This window comes from Sedimentibacter sp. MB35-C1 (assembly GCF_030913635.1).
In the GTDB taxonomy this organism is placed as follows: domain Bacteria; phylum Bacillota; class Clostridia; order Tissierellales; family Sedimentibacteraceae; genus Sedimentibacter.
In genome coordinates this window covers 2,748,647-2,773,580 of sequence record NZ_CP133188.1, presented here as the reverse complement: position 1 = coordinate 2,773,580, position 24,934 = coordinate 2,748,647, and the positions used below count along the sequence as shown (strand labels likewise).

The 24,934-nt window shown below is 34.7% G+C and carries 24 protein-coding genes; 19 read left to right on the top strand and 5 right to left on the bottom strand.

The features are described 5' to 3' along the window. The first annotated feature begins 4 nt into the window (after positions 1 to 4). The 6 genes from RBQ61_RS13390 (at position 5) to yhbY (ending at position 4,272) form a co-directional block, all read left to right on the top strand. Positions 5 to 1,504: an Rne/Rng family ribonuclease gene (locus tag RBQ61_RS13390; RefSeq protein WP_308137770.1), complete on the top strand. Its 1,500-nt coding sequence runs from the start codon at positions 5 to 7 to the stop codon at positions 1,502 to 1,504. 110 nt (positions 1,505 to 1,614) lie between these two features. After that, positions 1,615 to 1,926 (top strand): 50S ribosomal protein L21, encoded by a 312-nt coding sequence (gene rplU / locus RBQ61_RS13385; RefSeq protein ID WP_213925089.1) that lies wholly within the window; start codon positions 1,615 to 1,617, stop codon positions 1,924 to 1,926. A gap of 3 nt (positions 1,927 to 1,929) precedes the next feature. Then, positions 1,930 to 2,259: a ribosomal-processing cysteine protease Prp gene (locus RBQ61_RS13380; protein ID WP_308137769.1), complete on the top strand. Its 330-nt coding sequence runs from the start codon at positions 1,930 to 1,932 to the stop codon at positions 2,257 to 2,259. Between the two features lie 2 nt (positions 2,260 to 2,261). Beyond that, positions 2,262 to 2,555 (top strand): 50S ribosomal protein L27, encoded by a 294-nt coding sequence (gene rpmA / locus RBQ61_RS13375; protein ID WP_213925087.1) that lies wholly within the window; start codon positions 2,262 to 2,264, stop codon positions 2,553 to 2,555. 108 nt (positions 2,556 to 2,663) lie between these two features. After that, entirely contained in the window at positions 2,664 to 3,938 is a 1,275-nt protein-coding gene (gene obgE / locus RBQ61_RS13370; protein WP_308140121.1) for a GTPase ObgE, read from the top strand. Between the two features lie 43 nt (positions 3,939 to 3,981). Beyond that, the gene (gene yhbY / locus RBQ61_RS13365; RefSeq protein ID WP_308137768.1) at positions 3,982 to 4,272 is read left to right on the top strand and encodes a ribosome assembly RNA-binding protein YhbY; all 291 of its coding nucleotides are present in this window, start codon (positions 3,982 to 3,984) and stop codon (positions 4,270 to 4,272) included. 59 nt (positions 4,273 to 4,331) lie between these two features. On the opposite strand, the gene uppS is transcribed toward yhbY, so the two are convergent. After that, a complete protein-coding gene (gene uppS, locus RBQ61_RS13360) occupies positions 4,332 to 4,973 on the bottom strand; it encodes a polyprenyl diphosphate synthase (protein ID WP_308137767.1) in 642 nt (213 codons plus the stop codon). A gap of 234 nt (positions 4,974 to 5,207) precedes the next feature. On the opposite strand from uppS, the gene RBQ61_RS13355 reads away from it, so the two are divergent. The 6 genes from RBQ61_RS13355 to RBQ61_RS13330 all read left to right on the top strand — a co-directional run bounded on the left by RBQ61_RS13355 (position 5,208) and on the right by RBQ61_RS13330 (position 8,834). Further along, positions 5,208 to 5,972: an HAD family hydrolase gene (locus RBQ61_RS13355; protein WP_308137766.1), complete on the top strand. Its 765-nt coding sequence runs from the start codon at positions 5,208 to 5,210 to the stop codon at positions 5,970 to 5,972. A gap of 107 nt (positions 5,973 to 6,079) precedes the next feature. Next, entirely contained in the window at positions 6,080 to 6,274 is a 195-nt protein-coding gene (locus RBQ61_RS13350; RefSeq protein WP_308137765.1) for a hypothetical protein, read from the top strand. 158 nt (positions 6,275 to 6,432) lie between these two features. Further along, positions 6,433 to 7,263: a thymidylate synthase gene (thyA, locus tag RBQ61_RS13345; protein ID WP_308137764.1), complete on the top strand. Its 831-nt coding sequence runs from the start codon at positions 6,433 to 6,435 to the stop codon at positions 7,261 to 7,263. A gap of 9 nt (positions 7,264 to 7,272) precedes the next feature. Next, positions 7,273 to 7,785, top strand: a complete 513-nt coding sequence (locus tag RBQ61_RS13340) for a dihydrofolate reductase (RefSeq protein WP_308137763.1) — start codon at positions 7,273 to 7,275, stop codon at positions 7,783 to 7,785. 220 nt (positions 7,786 to 8,005) lie between these two features. Beyond that, positions 8,006 to 8,221, top strand: a complete 216-nt coding sequence (locus RBQ61_RS13335) for a sodium ion-translocating decarboxylase subunit beta (RefSeq protein WP_308137762.1) — start codon at positions 8,006 to 8,008, stop codon at positions 8,219 to 8,221. A gap of 100 nt (positions 8,222 to 8,321) precedes the next feature. Continuing rightward, on the top strand, positions 8,322 to 8,834 hold the full coding sequence (locus tag RBQ61_RS13330; protein ID WP_308137761.1) for an adenylate kinase: 513 nt from the start codon (positions 8,322 to 8,324) through the stop codon (positions 8,832 to 8,834). Between the two features lie 140 nt (positions 8,835 to 8,974). Here the strand turns inward: RBQ61_RS13330 and ppdK are convergent, their stop codons facing one another. Beyond that, the gene (ppdK, locus tag RBQ61_RS13325) at positions 8,975 to 11,614 is read right to left on the bottom strand and encodes a pyruvate, phosphate dikinase (protein WP_308137760.1); all 2,640 of its coding nucleotides are present in this window, start codon (positions 11,612 to 11,614) and stop codon (positions 8,975 to 8,977) included. A gap of 242 nt (positions 11,615 to 11,856) precedes the next feature. On the opposite strand from ppdK, the gene dxs reads away from it, so the two are divergent. The 4 genes from dxs to RBQ61_RS13305 all read left to right on the top strand — a co-directional run bounded on the left by dxs (position 11,857) and on the right by RBQ61_RS13305 (position 19,684). Next, a complete protein-coding gene (gene dxs / locus RBQ61_RS13320) occupies positions 11,857 to 13,731 on the top strand; it encodes a 1-deoxy-D-xylulose-5-phosphate synthase (RefSeq protein WP_308137759.1) in 1,875 nt (624 codons plus the stop codon). A gap of 194 nt (positions 13,732 to 13,925) precedes the next feature. Beyond that, the gene (gene zapA, locus RBQ61_RS13315) at positions 13,926 to 15,011 is read left to right on the top strand and encodes a cell division protein ZapA (RefSeq protein WP_308137758.1); all 1,086 of its coding nucleotides are present in this window, start codon (positions 13,926 to 13,928) and stop codon (positions 15,009 to 15,011) included. A 63-nt stretch (positions 15,012 to 15,074) separates the two neighbouring features. Continuing rightward, a complete protein-coding gene (locus RBQ61_RS13310; RefSeq protein ID WP_308137757.1) occupies positions 15,075 to 17,255 on the top strand; it encodes a U32 family peptidase in 2,181 nt (726 codons plus the stop codon). Between the two features lie 50 nt (positions 17,256 to 17,305). Then, a complete protein-coding gene (locus RBQ61_RS13305; RefSeq protein WP_308137756.1) occupies positions 17,306 to 19,684 on the top strand; it encodes an endonuclease MutS2 in 2,379 nt (792 codons plus the stop codon). 155 nt (positions 19,685 to 19,839) lie between these two features. On the opposite strand, the gene RBQ61_RS13300 is transcribed toward RBQ61_RS13305, so the two are convergent. From RBQ61_RS13300 to RBQ61_RS13290, 3 genes are all read right to left on the bottom strand, one after another. After that, positions 19,840 to 20,739 carry a bifunctional enoyl-CoA hydratase/phosphate acetyltransferase gene (locus RBQ61_RS13300; RefSeq protein WP_308137755.1) on the bottom strand — a complete coding sequence of 300 codons (900 nt, stop codon included), beginning with the start codon at positions 20,737 to 20,739 and terminating at the stop codon, positions 19,840 to 19,842. Positions 20,740 to 20,768: 29 nt separating this feature from the next. Continuing rightward, a complete protein-coding gene (gene buk, locus RBQ61_RS13295) occupies positions 20,769 to 21,842 on the bottom strand; it encodes a butyrate kinase (RefSeq protein WP_308137754.1) in 1,074 nt (357 codons plus the stop codon). A gap of 135 nt (positions 21,843 to 21,977) precedes the next feature. Beyond that, positions 21,978 to 22,703: a Crp/Fnr family transcriptional regulator gene (locus tag RBQ61_RS13290; protein WP_308137753.1), complete on the bottom strand. Its 726-nt coding sequence runs from the start codon at positions 22,701 to 22,703 to the stop codon at positions 21,978 to 21,980. 230 nt (positions 22,704 to 22,933) lie between these two features. Here RBQ61_RS13290 and RBQ61_RS13285 point away from each other — a divergent pair, with 230 nt between their 5' ends. From RBQ61_RS13285 to RBQ61_RS13275, 3 genes are read left to right on the top strand one after another with little or no spacing between them, the layout of a single operon-like run. Continuing rightward, positions 22,934 to 23,491, top strand: coding sequence for a 2-oxoacid:acceptor oxidoreductase family protein (locus RBQ61_RS13285; RefSeq protein ID WP_308137752.1), 558 nt, complete (start codon positions 22,934 to 22,936; stop codon positions 23,489 to 23,491). After that, on the top strand, positions 23,484 to 23,744 hold the full coding sequence (locus RBQ61_RS13280) for a 4Fe-4S binding protein (RefSeq protein WP_308137751.1): 261 nt from the start codon (positions 23,484 to 23,486) through the stop codon (positions 23,742 to 23,744). The genes RBQ61_RS13285 and RBQ61_RS13280 overlap by 8 nt, the downstream gene beginning before the upstream one ends. Positions 23,745 to 23,746: 2 nt before the next feature. After that, a complete protein-coding gene (locus tag RBQ61_RS13275; RefSeq protein ID WP_308137750.1) occupies positions 23,747 to 24,934 on the top strand; it encodes a phenylglyoxylate dehydrogenase in 1,188 nt (395 codons plus the stop codon).

The following is a 24,934-nucleotide window of genomic DNA, read 5'->3' as shown; positions in this document are numbered from 1 at the left end:
CATTATGAAACAGATTTTAATTAATAGTTCAGCATTCTTCGATCAGTTTGCCATTTTAGAGGATGGCAGGCTAATCGATTATGTGCATGAAGAAAAAATTAACAGAGGCGTGATACGAAACATTTACAAGGGACGAGTAGCTAACATCCTTCCTGGAATGGAAGCAGCTTTTGTGGATGTTGGACTTGAAAAAAATGCGTATCTTTTTTTAGATGATTTGCTTTCAGATAAATTCTTGAAAGAAAAGAAAATTAGAAAAAGAGACGTTAAAAATATAAGCAAGGTTTTGAAAAAGGGAGATGAACTTCTGGTTCAGATTATTAGAGAGCCAATGGGGGAAAAAAATATTGCTGTTACAACCGATGTATCTCTTTCGGGTAAATACATTGCACTTATACCTAAGAGCACAGAGATTAATATTTCCAAAAAAATAAATAATGTTACTGAGCGCATACGCTTGGAAAAAATAGGGAAAGAGATAATGAAGAACGGAAACGGGATGATATTCCGAACATTCTCCGAGGGATGTCCAAAAGAGGAAGTTGAGAAGGAGTATAATTTTCTTTCATCTGTATTTGCTCAGATAGAGCAGGAATACAATTATTCCTACGCCCCAAAGCTCTTGCACCAAAGTAATTCAATGATTGAAAAATTATTTCTGGATTATGTTGATTCCACGGTAGATCAAATATATGTGGATGATAAAAAAACAAAGGATAATATTTTAGGACTTATAGGAAGATACGATTCTGAAAAGTTTAAAAACATTTCCATAATTGAATCATCTGGAGCATTTGAAATGCTTAATGTTGAAAAACAGATAAGCATGTTATTTGAAAGGAAGGTTGAGCTTGACAATGGAGGATCGATATTTATCGATGTTACAGAAGCCTTAACTGTAATAGATGTAAACAGCGGGAAATATGTGGGAAGCAAAAATATGGAACAAACAGCATTAGAAATAAACCTTGGGGCTCTTGAAGAGATAGGAAGACAGGTTAAACTGAGGAATATCAGTGGAATTATAATAATTGATTTTATAGATGTTAAGAGCAAAGAAAATATAAATTTTATAATTAGCAAAGCCAAGCGGATTTTTAAGGAAGATAAGGCGAAAACAAACATTCTGGGCATGACGAAACTGAATCTTATGGAGATAACAAGAAAAAAAGATAAAGAGAATTTTTTTAATATAATAACAGAGGAGTGTTCACATTGCAGAGGTGGAGGAAGAACGGGTTCAAAAGTTTTTATATCTTTTAAGCTGGAGAACATAGTTAAAAAAATCAAAAAAAATACCTCTTGTGAAGCAGTAATATTAAGTGCCGGCTGTATTACAAAAAACAAGATAGTTAATGAATGTATGGAAATTGTTGAAAGTATAGAAAAAAAGTACGGCATTAAAATTTATTTTAAGAAAGATGAGAACATTCTTACCGATGAAATAGTTATTGAAAAAATGGGGAAACTGGATTATATTAATAGCATAATAAAGCAAAAATAAGTTGACAAACAAGGATTTGTTTGGTAAACTTTTATTTTGTAAGAGCCGCACGGATCAGGTTTAAACTTTATGTGCCTGCAATGGCGAGACTGGGAAGAGGAGGTAAGTTTATGTACGCAGTTATTGAAACAGGTGGAAAACAATACAGAGTTCAGGAAGGCGATGTTATAAGAGTTGAAAAATTAAACATTGCTGAAGGCGAGCAGGTAAAATTTGATAAAGTTTTACTTGTTGCAGAAGAAGGTAAATTAAATGTTGGAAAACCATATGTTGACGGAGCTGTAGTTGAAGGCTTAGTAGAAAAACAGGATAAAGCAAAGAAAATAATTATTTTCAAATATAAAGCAAAAAAAGACTACAGAAAAAAACAAGGACATCGTCAACCATATACACAGATTAAAATTGAAAAAATTGTTGGTTAGTCTATGATTACAGTTACTATATACAGAACCGGCGAAGAAATCCAGGGTTTTATTGTTGAAGGACACTCTGGTTACGCTGAACATGGAATGGACATAGTGTGCTCATCGGTATCTATATTGAGCTATACGGCTCTCAATTCAATCAACTTAGTTGCGGGAATTGAAGCTGAAAATATAAGCTACAGTGTTGATGAAGAAACCGGACTGATGAGTTTGAGAACATTGGTAAACAATGATAAAACCGATGTTGTTTACAGGTGTTTCATGGTAGGAATAGAATTATTACTGGAAGATTACAGCGATTATATTACACTTAAATTTGAGGAGGTGTAACCATGTTATTGAAATTAAATTTACAGTTATTTGCACATAAAAAAGGTGTTGGTAGCTCTAAAAACGGTCGTGACAGCAATTCTAAAAGACTCGGAGTAAAAAGAACTGACGGTCAATTCGTATTGGCGGGAAATATACTTGTAAGACAAAGAGGAACTAAGCTTCATCCAGGCTTAAATGTAGGTATCGGAAGCGACGATACATTGTTCGCACTGGTAAGCGGAAAAGTGAAGTTCGAAAGAAAAGACAAAACAAGAAAACAAGTTAGTGTATATCCAAGTGAATTAGAAGCATAATAAGCAAAAGCACCTACCGTTAAGGTAGGTTTTTTGTATTATAAAGCAGAGAGCGGCTACATAGGGTGAAATTTACTGCGTTTTATAAAAAGAAAAGGTTGGTATATGATGTTTGTAGATATAGCAAAGGTTAGCGTTAAAGCTGGGAAGGGCGGAAACGGCAGCGTTGCATTCAGGCGAGAGAAATACATAGCCATGGGGGGACCTGATGGAGGCGACGGAGGCGACGGAGGCAGCATAATACTGGTAGCTGATGAAGGACTTAGGACTCTGATGGATTTCAGATACAAAAGACGTTATCAGGCTGAAAACGGCCAGGATGGAAGAGGAAAAAAACAATACGGTTCCGACGGTAAAGATCTTATTTTAAAGGTTCCTATCGGAACATTGGTAAAGGATGAAGAAACAGGTATAGTTCTGACTGATTTAAAAGATCATGGACAGAGGTTTGTTGTGGCAAGAGGTGGACACGGAGGTAAAGGAAATGTTAAATTTGCAAATTCTATAAGACGTACTCCGCGTTTTGCAGAGCCTGGCACAAAAGGCGAAAGCAGAGACGTTACCCTTGAGCTTAAGCTTCTTGCAGATGTGGGACTAGTTGGATTTCCAAATGTGGGAAAATCAACAATACTTGCATCAGTGACCAGTGCAAAACCCAAGATTGCAAACTATCATTTTACAACATTGAAACCTAATCTTGGGGTTGTAAGCATAGGAGAGGGTCACAGCTATGTTATGGCTGACATACCGGGGCTTATTGAAGGTGCGTCAGAGGGAGCAGGGCTTGGACTTGAATTCTTGAGACATGTTGAAAGAACTAAGTTACTATTACATGTTATTGACGCTTCCGGACAGGAAGGAAGAGACCCTATTAATGACTTTTATAAAATTAATGAAGAATTACAGCAATATAGCGAAAAACTTTCAGAAAAGGAACAAATAATAGTTTTAAATAAGACAGATCTCCCACAGATTCAGGAAAATGTAGAAAGAATTAAAAAAGAACTTGGGGATAATTATGAAATAATTGAGGTTTCCGCTGCAACAAATCATGGATTGGACTTGCTGAAAAAACGAGCATACGAAAGGCTTCAGCATATTGAAGATGAAATACAGTTTGTTAATGAAGAGGAAGTTGAAAGTTTTATTGATAGAAAAGCAAGAGATACTATAGCTGTTTCACAACAGGACGGATACTATTTGGCTGATGGAGATTTCCTGGAAAGACTTGTGGCATCAACAAACTTTGACGATTTCGAATCCTTCAGTAATTTTCAGAAGGTTCTTATTGATAAAGGAGTAATAGAAAGATTGCGTGAGCTAGGTGCACAAGAAGGAGATTTAATAAAAGTATGCGGAGTTGAATTTGACTTTGTGGACTAGAATCAGCAATTAAGAAAGTAGTAAATTATTATTAGGAGGAACGATGCTTACAGGAAAGCAAAGAAGTTATTTAAAATCTTTGGCTAATAAAATAGATTCATTAATGCAGATAGGCAAGGGCGGAGTAACAGAAAATGTTATAAAGCAGATAGACGATGCATTAGAAGCCAGAGAGCTGATAAAAATCAGCATATTAAACAATAGTATGCTGGAAGCTAAGGACACTGCAAATGAAATAGCAGCAGCTGTCGGTGCAGAATATGTACAAAGCATAGGCAATAAATTTGTACTATACAGAGAGTCAAAAGAAAAACAAATAAATATGCCTAAATAGATTAACATATAAAAAGACGCTGTCCTAACATGACGCGTCTTTTTAAGCAAAACCACTTTTTATCCTCCCAGGGTTACATCCTGCATGTTGTACCATTTAATTGCGTTGTGGAACTGCTCTGGCTTGAAATCGGGCCATAGATCATTTATAGTATATATATCTGAATACACGGATTGGACAGGCAAGAACCCTGACAGTCTTTTTCTTCCTCCCCACCTGAGTATCAGGTCAATGCGTGAGATATCTCTTGAATTAAGGGAGTCCATAATACTTTTTCTGCTTGTATTTTCTGAACCTATGGCGGAAATATCCCAGTCCCAACCGTAGTTAACAAGAAAGTTCACCTTTGTTTCTCCATTCCCAAGCACTGTTCTTTTTGTATATTTTAATAATTCTTTTGGAAACATTGCAGAATTTGTGTTGCCTATGACCAGAAGAGATACATTTTCCCCTGCAATCATGTTGACAGCGTCGATGCATGACTTGACAAATGCATCAATCTGATTTCGCGGTCTTTTGCAGTTATCGGTTGTAAAACCGTAATATGTAATTTCATTAATTCCGTATTTTTTTGCCAGCCTTAAGGCCTGTAGTCCCGGATCAAGTCCGTGTTCATATCCGTCCTGTTTTTGAAGCCCTTTGTTCTCCGCCCATCTTCTGTTTCCGTCGGGTATAAGCCCTATATGTTTTGGTATTCTCATAGTAGTCTTCTCCTTTGATTTCTGCATAGTGGTATTATTTACAGAATACAGATAATTATTACCATATGAGTAACATTATTCTTTATTTTTAATATAATAATACTCCAAGTGAAATTAAGGCTTGCTAAAGGAAAAAAAGATATAATATATATAGTTTGATTTACAATTATTTTACAAACACAATGTTGGATAATTACAAACCAGGCGTAATATTAAAATAAAGGAGGTGAAAATATGATAAAAGGAATTTTATTTGACAAAGATGGAACGCTGATTGACTTCTCATTGTGGGAAAATGCGGCAATAAAAACTATTATGGCGATAATGGATGAGTACGATCTCCATGATGATGAAATATTTAGAATGTTAAAAAAATCTATAGGAATTACCGATTACGGAGTTGAACCGTTTGGAGCGTTGGCATACAAATCTCATGAGGATTTGGCTGCGGAACTTCAATTCGTGCTTAATAAATATCGCAGTGTAGATTTAGAGGCATTTAAAAAACATGTTCCGGAGCTTTTGAGAAAAGAAGTGCTAAGCGATGATGCTGAATTTAAAGAGATTGTCGATTTAAAAGAATTATACAGACACATGAATTCTAAGGGAATTAAGATGGGCATTGCTACGGCAGATTCCATGCAGTCTGCTGAACATATGATTAATAAGCTTAACCTTGATGGTTGCTTTGATTTTGTCGGTGCATATGATGGCATAATGAAAAGAAAACCGCACAAGGATATGTGTGAGAGATTTTGCAAGATGTATGGCTTAGAACCAAGTGAAGTTGCGATAGTAGGTGATTCCTACAATGATATGTTATTCGCTAAAAATTCTGGTGCAATCGGAGTAGGGGTTCTTTCGGGAGTAAGTTGCAAGATCAATTTAAAGGATACGGCAAACATAATACTTCCATCAATAGAATGCCTGTTTGATGATGAAGTTTTAAACTCGCTGGATGAAAAAAACTATGAAGTCAGAGAATTATGGACGGCATAAGCCTATGAATTACAATTGTAATTCCCTGGCTTATTTTTTTTGCAAAAATAGTCATAAATTCGTTCGTATCGGCAATAATATAATATATAACAAAAGGGGAGTGTATTATGAACGAATTTGAAAAGATAAAAAAAATGTATGATGATGGTTTCAGATGCATAAGATATGATGACACAAAGGACGGAGAAATGTGCATTTATTTTAAAAATTTTGATAATGAAGATTCACAGGCTTTAAAAATTAAAGGATTCGATGAAAAAATGCAAATAAAGAATTTTATAAATCAAAATACTATGAGATAAAAGGGAATACAAAATTTATGTTCCCTATAACTATAATTATAACTTTTTTATTATATCCATGCTGTGAAAGATCATTAAGAATGCTCAAAGCTTCTTAATTAATCCTTGTAAACATCTTGCCTCTAATATATAATATAGTAAAATAACGGGAGGCGGAAATGAGCACAGCAGATAAAATATTTATAAATACTTGTAAGGACATACTTACTAACGGTGTGTGGGACAAGGACTACGATGTAAGACCCAGGTGGAAAGATGGAACACCTGCGCATACAATAAAAAAGTTTGGTGTTGTAAACAGATATAACCTGCAGGAATCTTTTCCGATTCTGACACTAAGAAAAACTAATTTTACAGCAGCCATAGATGAACTGCTTTGGATATGGCAAAAAAAATCAAATAATATAAATGATTTAAACAGTCATATTTGGGATTCGTGGGCAGATGAAACAGGTTCCATAGGCAAAGCTTACGGCTATCAGCTTGGCATCAAGCACAAATATAGTGAGGGAGAATTTGATCAGGTAGACAGAGTTATATATGATTTAAAAAATAATCCTGCCAGCAGGAGGATAATGACAAATATATATAATTTTCAGGACCTTCATGAGATGAATCTTTATCCTTGCGCATACAGCATGACATTTAATGTTTCAGGAAACAAGCTGAATGCAATATTAAATCAGCGTTCACAGGATGTTCTTGCGGCAAATAACTGGAATGTTGTTCAATATTCAATTCTTGTACATATGATGGCTCAAATAAGTGGTTTGGTTGCAGGGGAACTGGTCCATGTAATATCCGATGCTCATATTTATGACAGACACATCCCTATTATTGAGGAACTTATTGAGAAAGAAGAGCATGATTCACCGGAGCTGGTAATAGATAAATCTATAAACAGTTTTTATGATTTTACGGTTGACAGCTTTAAATTAAACGATTATAAATATAATCCGTTTAAGATAAAAGTTCCTATTGCAGTTTAAGGAGAAGTTATGAAGTTAATAGTTGCAGTTGCAAAAAATTGGGCAATAGGTTTTAATGGAGACTTGTTGTTTAATTTGCCTGATGATATGGCGTTTTTTAAAAAAACTACAGTAGACAAGGTTGTTGTTATGGGGAGAAATACTCTCCTGTCTTTTCCAGGAGCTAAGCCTCTTAAGAACAGGACAAATATTGTATTAACAACAAACAGGGAATTTGAAGCAGAAGGTTGTATAATATGCCACTCTTTAGATGAACTGTTTACAGAGCTTAAAAAGTATAACAGTGATGATATATTTGTTGTAGGCGGTGGAAAAATATATAATGAATTATATCCTTATTGCAGTGAGGCTTTGATAACTAAAGTTGATGCAATAGCCAACGCTGACACATTCCTTCATAATTTTGATGAGGATGAGAACTGGTACTTGTCATATGCATCAGAAGTTCATGAAGATAACGGGTTGAAATTTATGTTCAATACATATAAAAATAAAACAATTGAAAATTACGAATTTAAGTAATGAAAAATTAGACACATGCATGGTGTCTAATTTTTTATTAAAATTCTTTTATAGAAGAATATGGTATAATATCAGCTGATGCTTTTTCATCATTTATGAAATGTGCAACCAAAGTATTTAAAGAAACGTTGTACATAATAAAAAGCATATTGCTAATGGGTAAAATTTACAGTACAATGATAATAATTACTATTTATATTTTACGAAGGAAGTTATGAACATGAAAAAAATAAGATTATTATCCTTAGTGGCAGTTTTATTATTTACAGGATGTGTAAACAAGGAAAATTCATCTACAGCTATTATTGGTGGAGCTGATGGGCCTACAGCTATTTTTATTACAGAAAAATCAAATGGTTATTTAACAATTATTGTAACACTTATTATAGTATTGGTTATAGCTGCTATTATTTATTTTATAAAAAAGAAAAAATAAGATTATTTGGTTAATCTTATTGTGCGATGAACGTGATTTGTAGGAGGTTTTTCAACACTAACTGGACTACAAATCAGAATTTGGACAGGAGGGAGTACAATTGATTATATTGATTACAGGGGCTTCTCACACAGGTAAAACTTTGTTGGCACAGAAGCTTCTTAAAAAGTACCAATATCCATATCTATCTGTTGACCTTTTGAAAATGGGATTAATACGAAGTGGAAATACAAATCTAACTCCCGAAGATGACAGTGAACTGGAGGTCTATTTATGGCCGATTGTTCGGGAAATGATTAAGACTGCCATTGAAAATAAGCAAAATCTTGTGGTTGAAGGCTGTTATATTCCATTTAGTTGGAAAGAGGATTTTAGTGAGGTGTATCTGAATGAAATTCACTATCACTGTCTTGTGATGAGCGAAAACTATATTAAGCAACACTTTTCAGATATAAAAAAATATGCTAACGAAATAGAGAAACGTGTTGATGATACATGGTGTACCATGAATTCTGTACTTGAGGACAATGCGCATTATCTTGAGATGTGTAAAAAATATAACTGTAATTACATTTTGATTGATGAATGTTACGCGGTGAAAATCGACGAATAAATTACCGTTTATGGGTAGATTATGAGCATAACACCAAGTTAAAATATTATTACTAAAAAGGACACTGATTGTATAATACAGTGTCCTTTTATACATTTAGCTTAAAACCGCTTCATATAAGGGTTTATAGGGTATACACCTTATTTAGAGATAGGGCTATTTCCTTTCAATGCCGCCTGTGCTGCTGCCAGTCTTGCAACAGGAACTCTGAATGGTGAGCATGATACATAATCTAAACCGGTATTATGGAAAAACTCTATTGATGCAGGGTCACCGCCGTGCTCTCCGCATACACCTAGGTGCAGGTGGGATTGTGCTTCTTTTCCCAGTTCCACTGCCATTTCAACCATTTTGCCGACACCAGCCTGGTCTATACTCTGGAATGGATCTTGTTCAAGTATGCCAGCGTCTTTGTAATCTTCGAGGAATTTTCCTGCATCATCTCTTGAATAACCAAATGTCATCTGTGTCAGGTCATTTGTACCAAACGAGAAGAAGTCAGCACATTGCGCGATTTCATCTGCAGTTACACATGCCCTCGGAATTTCAATCATTGTTCCTATCAGGTAACTTAAATAGGAATTCATTTCTTTTTTAGTTTCTTCTGCAACTTCTATTATAAGCTTTCTCAGAATTTCAAGCTCTTCTTTTTTCCCTACCAACGGAACCATGATTTCGGGAACTATACTTATGTTTTCTTCTTCAGAAACTTCAATGGCAGCTTCTATTATAGCTCTTGTCTGCATTTTTGCCATTTCAGGGTATGAGATTGCTAGTCTGCATCCTCTGTGCCCCAACATTGGATTGAATTCTTGCAGGCTGTGAATTGTTTCCTTTAATTTTGAAACAGAAACATCCATGTCTTTTGCAAGTTCAACAATATCTTCTTCATCGGTAGGAATAAATTCGTGCAAAGGAGGATCCAATAATCTTATAGTTACAGGTCTGATGCCCATAACTTTAAATATACCTTTGAAGTCATTTTTCTGCATAGGAAGTATTTCCGCCAGAGCTTTTTCTCTTTGGCTGACAGTCTCTGAAATAATCATTTTTCGAACAGAGAATATACGACTTTCTTCGAAAAACATATGCTCTGTTCTGCAAAGGCCAATTCCTTCCGCACCAAATTTAACAGCTGTTTCTGAATCCTTTGGTGTGTCTGAATTTGTTCGGATTCCAAGCTTTCTAAATTCATCAGCCCACTTCATGAGAGCCTCAAAATTTCCAGATATGTTGGCTTCAACAGTCTTTACCTTACCTTTGTATATATTTCCTGTACTTCCGTCAAGAGAAATGAAATCTCCTTCTTGGTAGGTTTCGCCTTTAATTGTCATGATTTTCTTAGCTTCGTCTACATGAGCAGCTTCACAGCCGGCAACACAGCATTTTCCCATTCCTCTTGCAACAACAGCAGCATGGGAAGTCATGCCTCCTCTTGATGTCAATATACCTTTTGCTTTGTTCATGCCTTCTATATCTTCAGGTGATGTTTCTTTTCTGACAAGTATTGCATCTTCACCTTTATTTGCGGCAGCTACTGCATCATCAGCATTGAAGTATATTTTTCCTGTTGCAGCTCCTGGTGATGCAGGAAGCCCTTTTGCAACAGAAGTTAAGCTTTTTAATTCTTCAGGATCAAATTTAGGGTGAAGAAGCTGATCAAGGGATTTTGGATCCACTCGCATAACTGCATCTTTCTTAGTTATGAGGTTTTCTCCGACCATTTCAACTGCAGCTCTCAGAGCAGCATCCGCAGTTCTTTTCCCATTTCTTGTCTGAAGGAAGTAGAGCTTACCTTGTTCTATTGTAAATTCAATGTCCTGCATATCCTTGTAGTGATGTTCGAGGGTTTCTGCAGCATCCATAAATTGCTTAAATATATCAGGCATAACTTCGTTTAATTTATCAATAGACAGAGGAGTTCTTATACCTGCCACAACATCTTCTCCTTGGGCATTGATTAAGAATTCTCCAAACACCTTTTTTTCACCGGTCGAAGGGTTTCTTGTAAATGCAACCCCGGTTCCTGAAGTATCGCCCATATTTCCAAACACCATTGACTGCACATTTACTGCGGTTCCTATATTATGAGGTATATCATAAAGATTTCTGTATGTAATTGCTCTTGGGTTATTCCATGATCTAAACACTGCTTCAATAGCCATAAGAAGCTGTGTTTCGGGTTCTTGAGGAAATTCGGTGCTTTTTTCTTTTATATATACTTTTTTAAACTCTTCTACAATAGTTTTTAAATTTTCGGCAGTAAGTTCTGTATCATACTTGTAGTTGTTCTTTTCTTTGGTTCCATCAAGAATGTTATCAAATTTATGCTTCGATATACCCAATACAACATCACCGAACATTTGTATAAATCTTCTGTAGCTATCGTATGCAAAACGCATATTTCCTGTTTTTTCTGCTAATCCTTCCACCGTTTTATCATTAAGTCCAAGATTCAATATTGTATCCATCATACCAGGCATTGAAATTTTTGCACCGGAACGTACCGATACTAAAAGAGGATTTTCTGCATTTCCAAAACTTTTTTCTGTTTGTTCTTCTAAAGTCTTTAGATTAGATTTGATTTGGCTGACCATATCATCGGTAAGTTTTTTTCCCTGTACATAAAATTCGGTACAGGCTTCTGTTGTAACGGTCAATCCCGGAGGAACCGGCAGACCGATGTTTGTCATTTCACACAGGTTAGCTCCTTTTCCTCCTAATAAGTCTTTTTGTGAAGCACTTCCTTCTTTAAATAAATAAACCCATTTTTTGCTCATGTTTCCCTCCTGAAATTAAAATTCCTGATTTAACCTTTATTATACTTAATACTGCTTTTTTCTTTAAAGTTGCTACCGAATATTATGATATACTAAAAAGAAAAAAATATAATTTATGATATAACATTTTCACTGAAAAGTACAGTGTATTTTCAGCGAAAACAACAAATAATAAAATTTTGACATATTTAATATAACCATATATAATTATTAAATATTAAGAGGTGGAGCGAGGGATGTATATGAAGTATTTAGATAAGATAAATTCGCCGGATGATTTACGCCGGCTTAATATTAATGAATTGAAAATACTCAGCGATGAATTGAGAGAATATATAATAGAAAGCGTATCAAAAACAGGAGGCCATCTTGCATCAAATCTGGGTGTTATTGAATTGACAATTGCTCTTCACTATGCATTAAATACTCCTGATGATAAAATAATATGGGATGTGGGACACCAATCCTATGTACATAAAATACTTACAGGGCGAAAAGCCCAGATGAATACCCTCAGGCAGCTAAATGGCATGAGCGGATTCCCTAAACGTAGTGAAAGCGTATATGATGCATTTGACACAGGGCACAGTAGTACTTCAGTTTCTGCAGCTATAGGGATGGCTAGAGCAAGAGATTTAAAAAATGAGAATTATGAAGTAGTGGCGGTAATAGGAGACGGTGCTCTAACCGGAGGAATGGCTTTTGAAGCATTAAATGACGCTGGAAGAAGCAATACAAAACTTATGATCATATTAAATGATAATGAAATGTCTATTTCACAAAATGTCGGCGGGCTATCACGGTACCTGCAAAGATTAAGAACAGACGAAAGATACCTTTCAACAAAAAAAGATGTTGAAAAGTTGCTGAACGGGTTACCGCTTTGCGGAAAAAAACTTAAACAGTTTCTGAAAAGAGCTAAGGATGGAATTAAGAAGGTGGTTGTTCCGGGGATGCTGTTTGAAGAGTTGGGACTTACCTATATGGGTCCTATCGACGGACACAATATAGATGAGCTTCTTAAATCATTTAAGATTGCTAAAAATATTGAAGGACCTTTAATAATGCATGTTATAACCAAAAAGGGAAAAGGATATAAGTACGCAGAATTGAGGCCAAATGAATTCCACGGTGTTTCTCCGTTTGATGTAGTATCAGGAGATAAATTAAAAAAATCTGGTGTGCCGTCATATTCTAATGTTTTTGGAAACAAGCTTTGCGAAATAGCGCATAAAAATGACAAGGTAGTAGCAATAACAGCTGCTATGACTGACGGTACAGGTTTAACTGGATTTGCAAAAAAATATCCAGATCGCATTTTTGATGCTGGAATTGCTGAACAGCATGCGGTGACAATGGGAGCAGGCCTTTCAGTAAACGGAATAATACCTGTTGTTGCTCTTTATTCTTCGTTTTTGCAGCGAGCATATGATCAAGTGATTCACGATGTTGCATTGCAAAATCTTCATGTTGTTTTTGCTGTTGATAGAGCAGGCTTGGTTGGAAACGACGGAGAAACTCACCAAGGTGTATTTGATGAAGCATTTCTTTGTCAGATTCCTAATATGACGGTTATGGCTCCTGCAGATTACAGAGAGTTTGAAAATATGATTGACTTTGCGGTTAATGAATTTGACGGCCCTATTGTATTGAGGTACCCTCGAGGAAGTTCTAAGAAAAATATTAGTAACAGTGAAACTAAAATTGAAAAGGGTAAGGGAGTTATTGCAGCTTATGGAGAAAATGTTACAATTATTGCTTGTGGCAGAATGGTAGAAACGGCAATTGAAGCAAGAGAGATTTTAAAAGAAAACGAAATAGATGCTGAAGTGCTTAACTTGAGGTTTACAAAACCATTGGATCGCGAGCTGATTATTAACTCTGTAAATAAAACGGAACACGCTGTAATAATAAGTGAAGCTTCACTTTATGGAGCAGCCCTTTTAATCAAAGATATAATACCGAATACTGTAGATGTAAACATAATTGCACTGCCTGACAATTTTATAAAACATGGGTCAGTTGAAGAACTGTTGGCAGAAAATAAGCTTGACCCTCAAAGCATCGCAGATTTTGTTTCGGCACATTTGTCAAGGACTGTCGGAATAAAAAGATAACACTGCAAAAATTTAAAAATATTAAAAAAAGCTTATTTTCATTATCAAAAATAGTCAAAAAATATTATTAGCTATTGATATTTTAAGTTGTATACTTTAATATTATTATATAAACTTGAATAATTGTATGCACATTAAGAAGATTACTATATATAAAAATATTCAAATATCAAAAGAAGAATAAAGGGGATTTGATGATGAATAAAATAGAAATAATTGTTGGTGATAAAAAATATAATGTCAAAACCGATGAAAGTCCCGAATACGTAAAGCAGATAGAAACCGTTATAAATGATCAAATAAATCAGATAGCAAATTCAAATAGAAGATTTAATGAAATGGATAAACTGATATTATCCTCATTTGTTATAGTTGATAAATATATGAAACTTACAACTGAAGCTGAGTCTTACAAAAATGGGATAATTGAAGAAATAGCCATTTTGAAAGAGCAAAGAGAAACTGCTGTCAGAGAAAAAGAAGAAGCAGCAGAAAAATCATCTGAGGCAGTTATTGAAAAGGAAAGATACAAAGAAAAACTGCTGGCAAGAGACAATGATAGGGAGTATTTAAATTCTCAGATATCCAGACTTCAGGATAAAATTAGCGAGCAGGAACAGCAACTTTTAAAAAGTGAGGTTCTAATAAATGAATTAAAAAGCAAAAATGAAGAACTGGAAGAAAATTGCGAAGAGCTTAAGAATGAGCGTGAAAATTTCACAAAAGAGTTGAGCTTTATGAATAATACCAAGAGCAGCTTAAACGGAAGAATATCAAAGTTGCAACTTAAGCTTAACGAGAGAGAACAGGTAGTTTCTCAGCTTGAGAAAACCATCAGAGAATTAAAAAGCTCTAATGAGGATAAAACTCAAAAAATATACAATATTAACGACGAACACCAAAAATTAAGTTTAACTATTGATTCAAAACAAAAAGAAGTGGAGTCGTTAAATAATAAAATAGCTATGCTGCAAAATAAACTCAGTGAAAAAGATGACATAATAAGCGGTAAGGATAAAGTGATTGCAGAGTATAAAGCAAGTGCAGATCTTTTAAAGAATAATTATGACAGCATTAATGATGAAAAGGAAAAATATCTAGAAGAACTGTTGATGATAAATAATGATAAGGAAAATTTAATCAGCAATAATAATGAACTTCAGGAAAAATTAAACAGAAAAGAAACTGAAAATTTTCAGAATCAACTAGAAATTGAAAAGCTTAAAAAAGACAACAAGGAACTTATGGAGCTGCTTGAAGAGGAAACATCTGTTCAGTAGAGCTTTTCGCTAATTTAAAATAAAAAGAACGCTTCAGCGTTCTTTTTTGAAACAGGAGAAAAAATGAAACAAAAAGCAGAGCTTTTGGCACCGGCTGGGAGCATAGAATCCTTCTATGCTGCAGTAAACAGCGGAGCGGATTCAGTGTACCTAGGAGGTAAACTGTTTAACGCAAGATATAATTCGCAAAATTTTGATAATGATGAAATGCAACATATAATTTCATATGCACATAACAAGAACGTCAAGGTATATGTAACGCTGAATATAGTTTTAAAGGATACAGAAATTGGGGATGCGTTAAATTATGCTATGTTTTTGTATGAAAATGATGTAGATGCAGTAATTGTGCAGGATATTGGTCTATTATACCTCATAAGACGGTTCATTCCGGATATTCATGTCAATATCAGTACGCAGGCTGCTGTGTATGACGAATTTGGTATTAAGTTTTTTGAATATTACGATGTCAGCAAGGTTATTTTAGCAAGAGAAATGTCAATGGAACAGCTCAAAGAAGCTGCGTTGGATACTGATAGCGATTTAGAGGTGTTTATACACGGTGCACTTTGCATGTGTTATTCTGGACAATGCTACATGTCGAGCTTTCTTGGAGGAAGAAGCGGGAACAGAGGAAAGTGTGCGCAGCCATGCAGACTGAGCTATAAGTTTTATGATAAGCAAAGAAGTGAAATGATTGAGGATTTTGGAGAAATTCCTTTATTAAGCTTAAAAGATTTTATGGCCGGAGATAGTTTACCTGAGCTTATAGAATCAGGCATAAAAACATTTAAGATAGAAGGAAGAATGAAAGGACCTGAATATACTTCGGCAGTCGTTGAATATTACAGACAAATAATAGACGGTTATTATGAAGGTAGAAATATTGATATAAGCAAAAACAAACAAAGAGCAATTGCAACATTCAGCAGGGGATATACAAATTCATATCTCAAGCCTTCAGGTGATGATGTAATGTTTGCTAAAACAAGCTCCGGCGTAAAGGGAGATAACATTGATGAGATTCAGGAGGAGACGAGAGATAAGGCTCAGGAATTTTCATCATATAGAAGAACAAAGATTAATTTTGAAATATCTCTGAAAATAGGCAGCAAGGCGATATTAAAAGTTAGTGACGGCAAAAATGAGGCTATTTCAGAAAGCAACGAATTGTGCGAAACAAGTCTTAAAAATGCTGCAATTGAAGAAATTATAAGAGATCAGCTAGGTAAGCTGGGCAACTCTATTTACGAGCTTAACAGTGTGGCAATCGATGCTGATGAGAATGTATTTGTACGAAAGAGCACATTAAATCAGCTTAGAAGAGATGCTATTGAATTATTATATAGCAAAGGATCTATATACCATAACAGGATTGAATTGGAGCGCATACCATTAAACATACTATTTGATTATAAACATAAAAACAACGAAGTATTAACAAAACTGAGCCTGAAAATAAATAGTAACGAAGAGATGAAGCTTGTTGATAAAAACAAGGTATACAGAGTATATATCCCTTATGATTTAGATGTGAAGGCAGCGGAAAAAATAGATGTTAAAGAGAAATATTTATACTTACCAAATATTATAAGTAAGGATCAGTATGATATTCTTAGAAAGAATATACCGTTGTATGAAAGTATTTTTGACGGAGTATGCGTTAATAATGCGGGAAGTTTTTATTTTTTCAGTGAAAACAGCAACTTGAAAATACACTGTGGTCAGTTCTTTAATATTATTAATACATTTTCTGTAAAATTATTGGAGGAAAGGGAAGCTGAAGGTTATACATTTTCTGTGGAAGCAAACATTAAAGATATGGAAAGTGTTATAAGAAATAATACTATGAAATCAGAAGTTGCAGCTCATGAATATGTTCAACTTATGGTTATGAAAAATTGCCCTATGTCATTGATGAAGAACTGTAAAAACATGCATGACTGCAATGGTTGTTCCTATAGGAACAGATATGCTTTAAATGACAGGAAAAACGCATTTTTTAATATCGAAAGAAGCCACGGCCTGACATATATATATAATTCTGTTCAGCTATCTATACTAGGAAAGACTAAAGACTTTTTAAATGCAGGCGTTGAGTACTTCATGGTTGATACAAAGTGGCTTGATAAGCCTGAAGAAGTTATTGATGCGCTGTACTGTGAAATAAATAATGTGGATGGTATAAAAATATTAAAAGCAAACAACTTTACTCGCGGGCATTACCTAAAAAATATACTGTAGAAAGTTGTAAGCAATTTGGAACTTTATGAACATTACGAAAGGAATGTACAATGAAGGAAAAAACAAAATCGGTTTTGGAATTTAATAAAATAATTGAGAAGCTCACAGAGTTTGCGGAAACTGTAAATGGAAAAAAATATGTAAAAAAATTGGACGCTTCATCTGATATAGATAGCGTGAAATTTATGCAGAAGCAAACGGCAGAAGCACTTTCAATTATAATAGAAAAAGGGAATCCTCCCATGGGAGGAATTACTGATATAAAAGAATATGTAAAAAGAGGATCGGTTGGCGGAATAATTTCTCTGAGGGGTTTATTGAACTGTGCAGATACCCTTAGAGCAGGCAGATTAATAAAAAATTATGTTATCTTAAATAACAAAGATGACTCATATTATGAAACGCTTGAAAAACTATGTTCTGACATATACGTAAATAAGGAAACAGAGGAACGTATCTATAACGTAATAATAAGCGAAGAAGAAATAGCAGATGATGCCAGCCCTGAACTGAAACGAATAAGAAGAGAAATACAAGTTAAGCAGAATTCCATAAAAAATAAAATAAATCAAATCGTGGGATCATCTGCTATGCAGAAATATCTTCAAGAAACAATTGTTACAATGAGGAATGACAGATATGTAATTCCTGTCAGAAAAGAATATAGAGCTATGGTTAAAGGTATCGTACACGACCAGTCATCAACAGGCTCTACTATTTTTATAGAGCCAATGGCTATTGTAGAAATGACAAATGATATTACTGATTTAAAGGTTAATGAAAAAAAGGAAGTTGAAAGAATTTTACTTGAATTAAGCGGGATGATAGGAGATATTTCATCTGAAATGGTTTCAAACCAAGATATATTAACAGAGTTAGACTTTATATTTGCAAAGGGTAAGTTTGCCATAAGCATAAATGGAATAGAGCCTAAAATTAACGACAGAGGATATATTCGTATTAAAAAGGGAAGACATCCGTTGATTGATCCAAAGGTTGTTGTTCCCATAGATGCTTATTTGGGAGATGAATTCACCACACTTATAATTACAGGACCAAATACAGGTGGAAAAACCGTTTCACTTAAAACACTGGGGCTTTTTACTTTGATGGGAATGGCAGGGCTTCATCTTCCTGCAGAGTACGGCACGGAAATATCTGTTTTTAGCTCGGTGTTTGCAGATATAGGTGACGAGCAAAGCATTGAACAAAGCTTGAGTACATTTTCATCTCATATGACCAACATAGTTAAAATATTGCGCAAAGTGGATGAAAAATCATTCGTTTTGTTTGACGAGTTGGGAGCAGGAACTGACCCAACTGAGGGTGCTGCGCTAGCTACGTCTATTTTGGATACCCTCCTTGACAGAAAAATAGTGACTGCTGCTACGACACACTATAGTGAACTTAAGCTATATGCACTTACAAAAAAAGGTGTTATTAATGCAAGCGTGGAATTTAACGTTGAAACTCTAAGCCCTACATACAAGCTACTAATAGGCGTTCCTGGAAAATCCAATGCATTTGAAATATCTAAGAAGCTGGGATTAGGTAAGGAAATAATAGATAAGGCAAGGGAAACTATAGAAACTGATAAGGTTGAATTTGAAGACGCACTGAGGCAAATTGAGGAAAGACGCATATATATTGAAGAAAAAAAACATGAAATTGACAGGCTGAACGAAGAGAGCCAGAAAAAACATTCAAGCTTCATTTCTAAAGAGAGGAAATCTCTTGAGAAGAGCGAAAAAATGATAAACGATGCAAATTATGAAGCAAGAAGAATTGTTGAAAATGCTAAGAAAGAAGCATCAGAAATTATTAAAGAGCTCAGGAAAATGAATGTGGATATGGATAAGGACAAGGTACGGCGCATTAACGATCTGAGGCAGAGCCTGAATGAAAAGACAAAGGAACTAAATGAAAATCAATATACGGAACAAATTTTCAATGATGATAATTATGACGAAAATTCGGAACTATCAAATGGAGATGCTGTCCTGGTGAAAAATCTTAATCAGAAGGGACACATTATTTCAGATGTTGACAGTTCTCAAAATGTAATGGTTCAAGTTGGAATTATGAAAATGAAGGTTAAGAAAGCTGATTTAGTTAAAATTAAATCTGATGAAGAGGAGAAGCAGAAAACAAGAACATCAAGAATGATTAAGTTGAAAACATCTTCTATTAACCCCGTTGTTGACTTGAGGGGACTTAATCTTGAGGAAGCACTTCTCGAACTGGATAAATACTTGGATGATGCTTTCATGTCAAATTTAAACGAGGTTCAGGTTATTCACGGCAAAGGAATGGGAATATTGCGAGAAGGAGTAACACAATTTTTGAAAAAACACAAGCATGTTAAGTCATCCAGGCTGGGCACATTCAACGAGGGCGGAGACGGCGTAACAATTGTAACATTTAAATAGTAAATTAAACTCCTCATTTTGATGATTATTATTAAAATGAGGAGTTTAATGAGTGCCTGAAAGCAAAAATACGGAATTGTTGTATAAATTACATTTGTTACATTAGAAAAGAATTTAAAAATCAGGGTTTTAACAGTTTGTTGATTAATTTTAGCCTAATGTATAAGAAAGCTTGAAAGCGCAATGGATATTAACTTATCTTCAACCGAGTCAGACCGTGATGTCATAACTAAGGGGATTGTCGTACCAATTATCACTGAACCAACTCGCTTGTTAGCAAAATAAGTTATTGCTTTATGCAATACATTTCCCATTCGAATATCAGAAACTAAGAGTATATCTGCATTTCCTGCAACTTCACCTTTGATTCCTTTATGCATTGCTGATTCTAAAGAAATTGCATTATCAAGAGCAAAGGGACCGTCTACAATACAACCATTTATTTGGCCACGTTCATTCATCTTGCTTAGTATTGCTGCATCCATAGTTTCAGGCATTGCCGGATTGACAGTTTCTAAAGCCGTTAAAACTGCAACCTTTGGGCATTTTAATCCCATTTTCTTTGCCAAGTAGACTGCATTTTGAAGTATTTCTTTTTTAGCATTGAGGTCCGGTGAAATATTCATTGCACAATCGGTTATAAAATTCAGCCCGGTTCCATGAATATTATCTGTTACAGTTATTTGAGACACTAATTTATCTGAACGAAGTCCCTTTTCTTTGTCTAAAACAGCTTTCATAAAAGTTGATGTTGGCAACAATCCTTTCATAGGCATATCAGCCATACCTTTTTTAACTAATTCCACAGTCTTTGCAGCACATAGAGTATCATTATCGGCATCAATTATTTCTACATGTTTGAGATCGTATTTGCCTTCTTCGATCATATTTGTAATTGTTTCTTTATTTCCAATAAAAATGAAATTTGCTAAATTTTTTCTTATTGCAATATCAGTAACTTGCAGTATATCTTTGTCAGTTGCTTGTGCAACTGCTATAGTTTTTTTTGGACGATTGGAAACTACGTATAGTGCATCATCTAATGATTTAATCATATAAAATCTCCTCCAGTATCTTTTTGTTTTTATTCATAATGTTGAATTGACCATTTACCCTGAATTGCTAACATAGCACCTTCGGCAAGAGATTCAATTTCATTTTCTCCCGGGAATAAGTGTATGGGTGCAATAAAGCCACACCATTTAGAAATTTCATCTATTATATACTCTGAGTAAGCTAATCCTCCTGTAAAGGCAATGGCATCTACTTCACCTTTAAGTGTAATTGCAGCAGCCCCGATACTTTTTGCTATTTGATAAATCATAGCATCATATACTTCTTTTGTGCTTTCATCTCCATTAGCTATCAATTTTTCGATATCTCTACATTCCGTAGTTCCTAATAATTGATATAGTCCGCCTTTACCATTAACCATTTTGTACAACTGCTCATAAGTATATTTGCCTGAATACGCATATTTTAGGACCTCGCCGGCAGGCAATGTTCCTGCTCTTTCAGGAGCCATAGGGCCATCACCATCCAAGCCATTATTGACATCTTCAACCTTGCCCTTATGATGAGCAGCTATGGACATGCCTCCTCCCATATGCACTATAATTGCATTCAAGTCATTGTAGCTTTTATTAAGTTCATTTGCTACTTTTCTACCTACAGATTTTTGGTTCAAAGCTTGGTAGAAACTTTTGCGATAAACATCCTTCCATCCTGTATATCGAGATTGAGGTATGAATTCGTCAATACAAGGTGCATCGACGGTTAATGCGGATATATTTAATTTGTTAGCTAAATCTAAAGCAATTGCACAACCTACACCACAGGGATGGTTTCCATAAAGCCTGCTTTTTGCATCATTTACCATGGACTCGTTAATCTTGTAAGTGCCGCTGTTCATTGCTTTTACCGGTGCTCCTCTGGATACTATGTAGTCAAAGTCTGACAGATTGTAATTACACTTAAATACAAAGTCAGTGATAACCTTTTTCCTAAAATCATATTGGTCCCAAATATCGTTTATTGCACGAAATACAGCATCCTTATCATGACGTAAAGTATCTTGGTGAAGGCATTCCATATTTTTATAAATTGCAACTTTTGTTGATGTGCTGCCAAGATTCATAATCAATAACAAATTATTCATAGATATGTTTTAGCTCCCTTCAAAATCAATTTTAATCCATCTTCAAATAATTTATTATAGTATAAAAAACAAAACTGTGTTAATTAGCACAGTTTTATAAAAATAAATGTGTCATTATATAGATACGGTTTTTACTCATTCCAAGTTAGAAAGGAGTTCTTCTAAAAGTGATAGATTAGGACAACAGATTGTTCTTTTGTTTTTATATATTAATTTTTGATTTTTTAAATTATTTATGGCTTTGGTTATAGCTTCTCTCCTAGCACTAATCATGTCCCCTATTTCTTGATCGGTAATTGTTAAATCTAAGATATGGCCATTAGCGCATGAACCATTAAACTTGGAGGATTTTACTTTGCATATAGCATCACGAGAACATTTTGTGCCAACTGTTAAGAACAATGTTATTAATAATGACATTAACCTTTCTTCAATTTTCATGAAAGAAAGATATTTTACCTGATATGAAAGTAGCCGAATTTTTCTGCCCATAGAATTAAATATGTTGAAGGCAAGATTTGGGTCATCCTTCATCATCTTTGTAAATTGTTCTTTGTTTAAAACAACCAGGGTAGAATCTTTAAGAGCTTCAGCATAAGTAAAACTTGGGTCTTCATCAAAGAAAGCTGTTTCGCCAAAGAATGAACCGGGCTCATGAACGGCAAGGGTTTTTTCGGAGCCACTGGAATTTGAAATACTTACTCTGACTCTACCTTCGGTTAGAAAATATAGGCAATCTCTTATATCTTCTTGCTGAAAAATTAAGTTACCTTTGCGGAAATGGCGAATATTTTTAGAATACTTGATTATTTTTTCTTGAATATTTTTGTCTTCGATAACCCAAAGAGACTTATTGAGCATTGAAACACCTCCAATTTATATACAAGTTAATATTAATTATAGAAGATAGAGTATAAATTGTAAACATTACTTGTTAAAACGGAGTTTATCAAATTAGGTTTGAATGCGAAGATAGAATATTTACACTTTAAAAAAGTGGCTTATAAACCATTTTATAAATAAACAATAATTTATAGTATTACAAAGTTTATATTTAAGATTATTAAAAAAGTAAAGGAGAGTGATTTATAATGAAAGAAATTCGAATTCATGGAAGAGGAGGACAAGGGGCTGTTACTACATCTGAGATAATTGTATATGCTGCAGTTCAAGATGGTAAATTTGGCGCCTGTTTTCCTTATTTTGGGTTTGAAAAAAAAGGTGGCCCAGTTAGCGCCTTTGTAAGAATTGATGAAAAGAAAATAAGAGAAAAAAACCAAGTTTACAATCCAGACTGCATAATGGTAATTGACCCATCGCTGCTAAATAGTGTAGATGTTTTTGTTGGAGCAAAGGAAAACGCTATACTTATTATTAACTCTAAAACAATTGAAGAAATTAAAATCCCTAAAAATATAACTAAAGTGGCTTACATAGACGCAAATTCTGCTTCAATGAAGATATTTGGAAGATTATTGCCAAACACTATTGTGTTAGGTGCATTTGTCAAAGCAACAAACTGGGTAAGCTTTGATAAGGTTAGTGAGAAGACTCAGGAGATTTGGGGCTCTAAGAACCTTGATGCGTTGAAGTGCGGATATAATAATGTTGTTATAAAGGAAGTGAATGGAGGTATTATTCATGATTAAAACTGACTTTATATGTGCTGTAGGAAAGGAATTGAATATTATCAATACCGGCAGCTGGAAAGTTTATCCACCAGTTATACAGCACGATAAATGTAAAAAATGCGGAATGTGTTTATTGTATTGTCCAACCAATTCTGTTAAGTTAATTGATGGAAGTTATCATATTGATTTAGAATTTTGTAAAGGATGTGGTGTGTGTATTCATGAATGTCCTGCAAAAGCTATTGAATATATTAAGGAGGAGCAGGAGTAGAAATGAAAAATATTAAAGTTTTAGATGGAAACCATGCAGCAGCTATAGGTGCAATTCTTTCAAAACCGGATGTGGTAGCTGCATATCCGATAACACCTCAAACTCCATTAGTTCAACATTTTAGTCAATATGTTGCAGATGGTGTAATGGATTCTACAATCGTAGAGCCGGAATCAGAACATTCTGCTATGAGTGTATTAACCGGAGCTTCCCTTGCCGGAGCAAGGACATTCACAGCTACATCTTCACAGGGACTGGCGTTAATGTATGAACCATATTTTAGGGCATCTACAATGAGATTGCCAATAGTAATGAATATTGTAAACAGAGAAATGATATCACCTCAATCAGTTTGGGGAGGACCTCAAGATTCACTTACGGTTAGGGATGCCGGGTGGATACAGATTTATGTTGAAGATAACCAAGAAATTTTAGACATGACTATCCAGGCATTTAAGATTGCGGAAAATAATGACGTTTTATTACCAATAAATATATGCTATGACGGGTTTTATTTGTCACATATGACTGAAGGTGTAGAAGTTCCATTACAGGAAGAAGTTAATGCATTTTTACCTCCATACAAACCAACTCATGTGAAGCTTGATCCGGAAACTCCAATGGCTGTTGACCCGTTAACACCAGGAAACTATCTGCAATATTACAGAGAACTTCATATGGCGGCTATGGATAATGCAAAAAGAGTTATTAAGGAAGTTAATGATGAATTTGCTAAAAAATTTGGCAGGGATTATTTTGGGCTTGTAGAGCCATATAGAATGGAAGATGCCGAATATGTCCTGGTAACATTAGGCTCTTTGACCGGATCTGCAAGAATAGCTGTTGATTTGGCAAGGGAGAAAGGTGTTAAATGCGGACTTATAAAAATAAGATCACTAAGACCATTCCCGGTTGATGAGGTAAATGAATTCCTTAAAAATGCTAAAGCAATTGGAGTAATAGATCGTAACGTAAGCTTTGGCTGGCACACAGGTATTGTTTATCAAGAAATAAAATCCGCTATAAGCAGCTTAGATCCTATTCCGACAGTACCATTCATAGGTGGTTTAGGCGGAGAAGACTTGACAACTAATCTAATGGTTGAAGCTTTGGATAGTGTTATCAAAGCAGGAGAAAATAAACAACTTGAAAATAGAGCCCACTGGCTAATTAACAGAAAGGGGAGATAA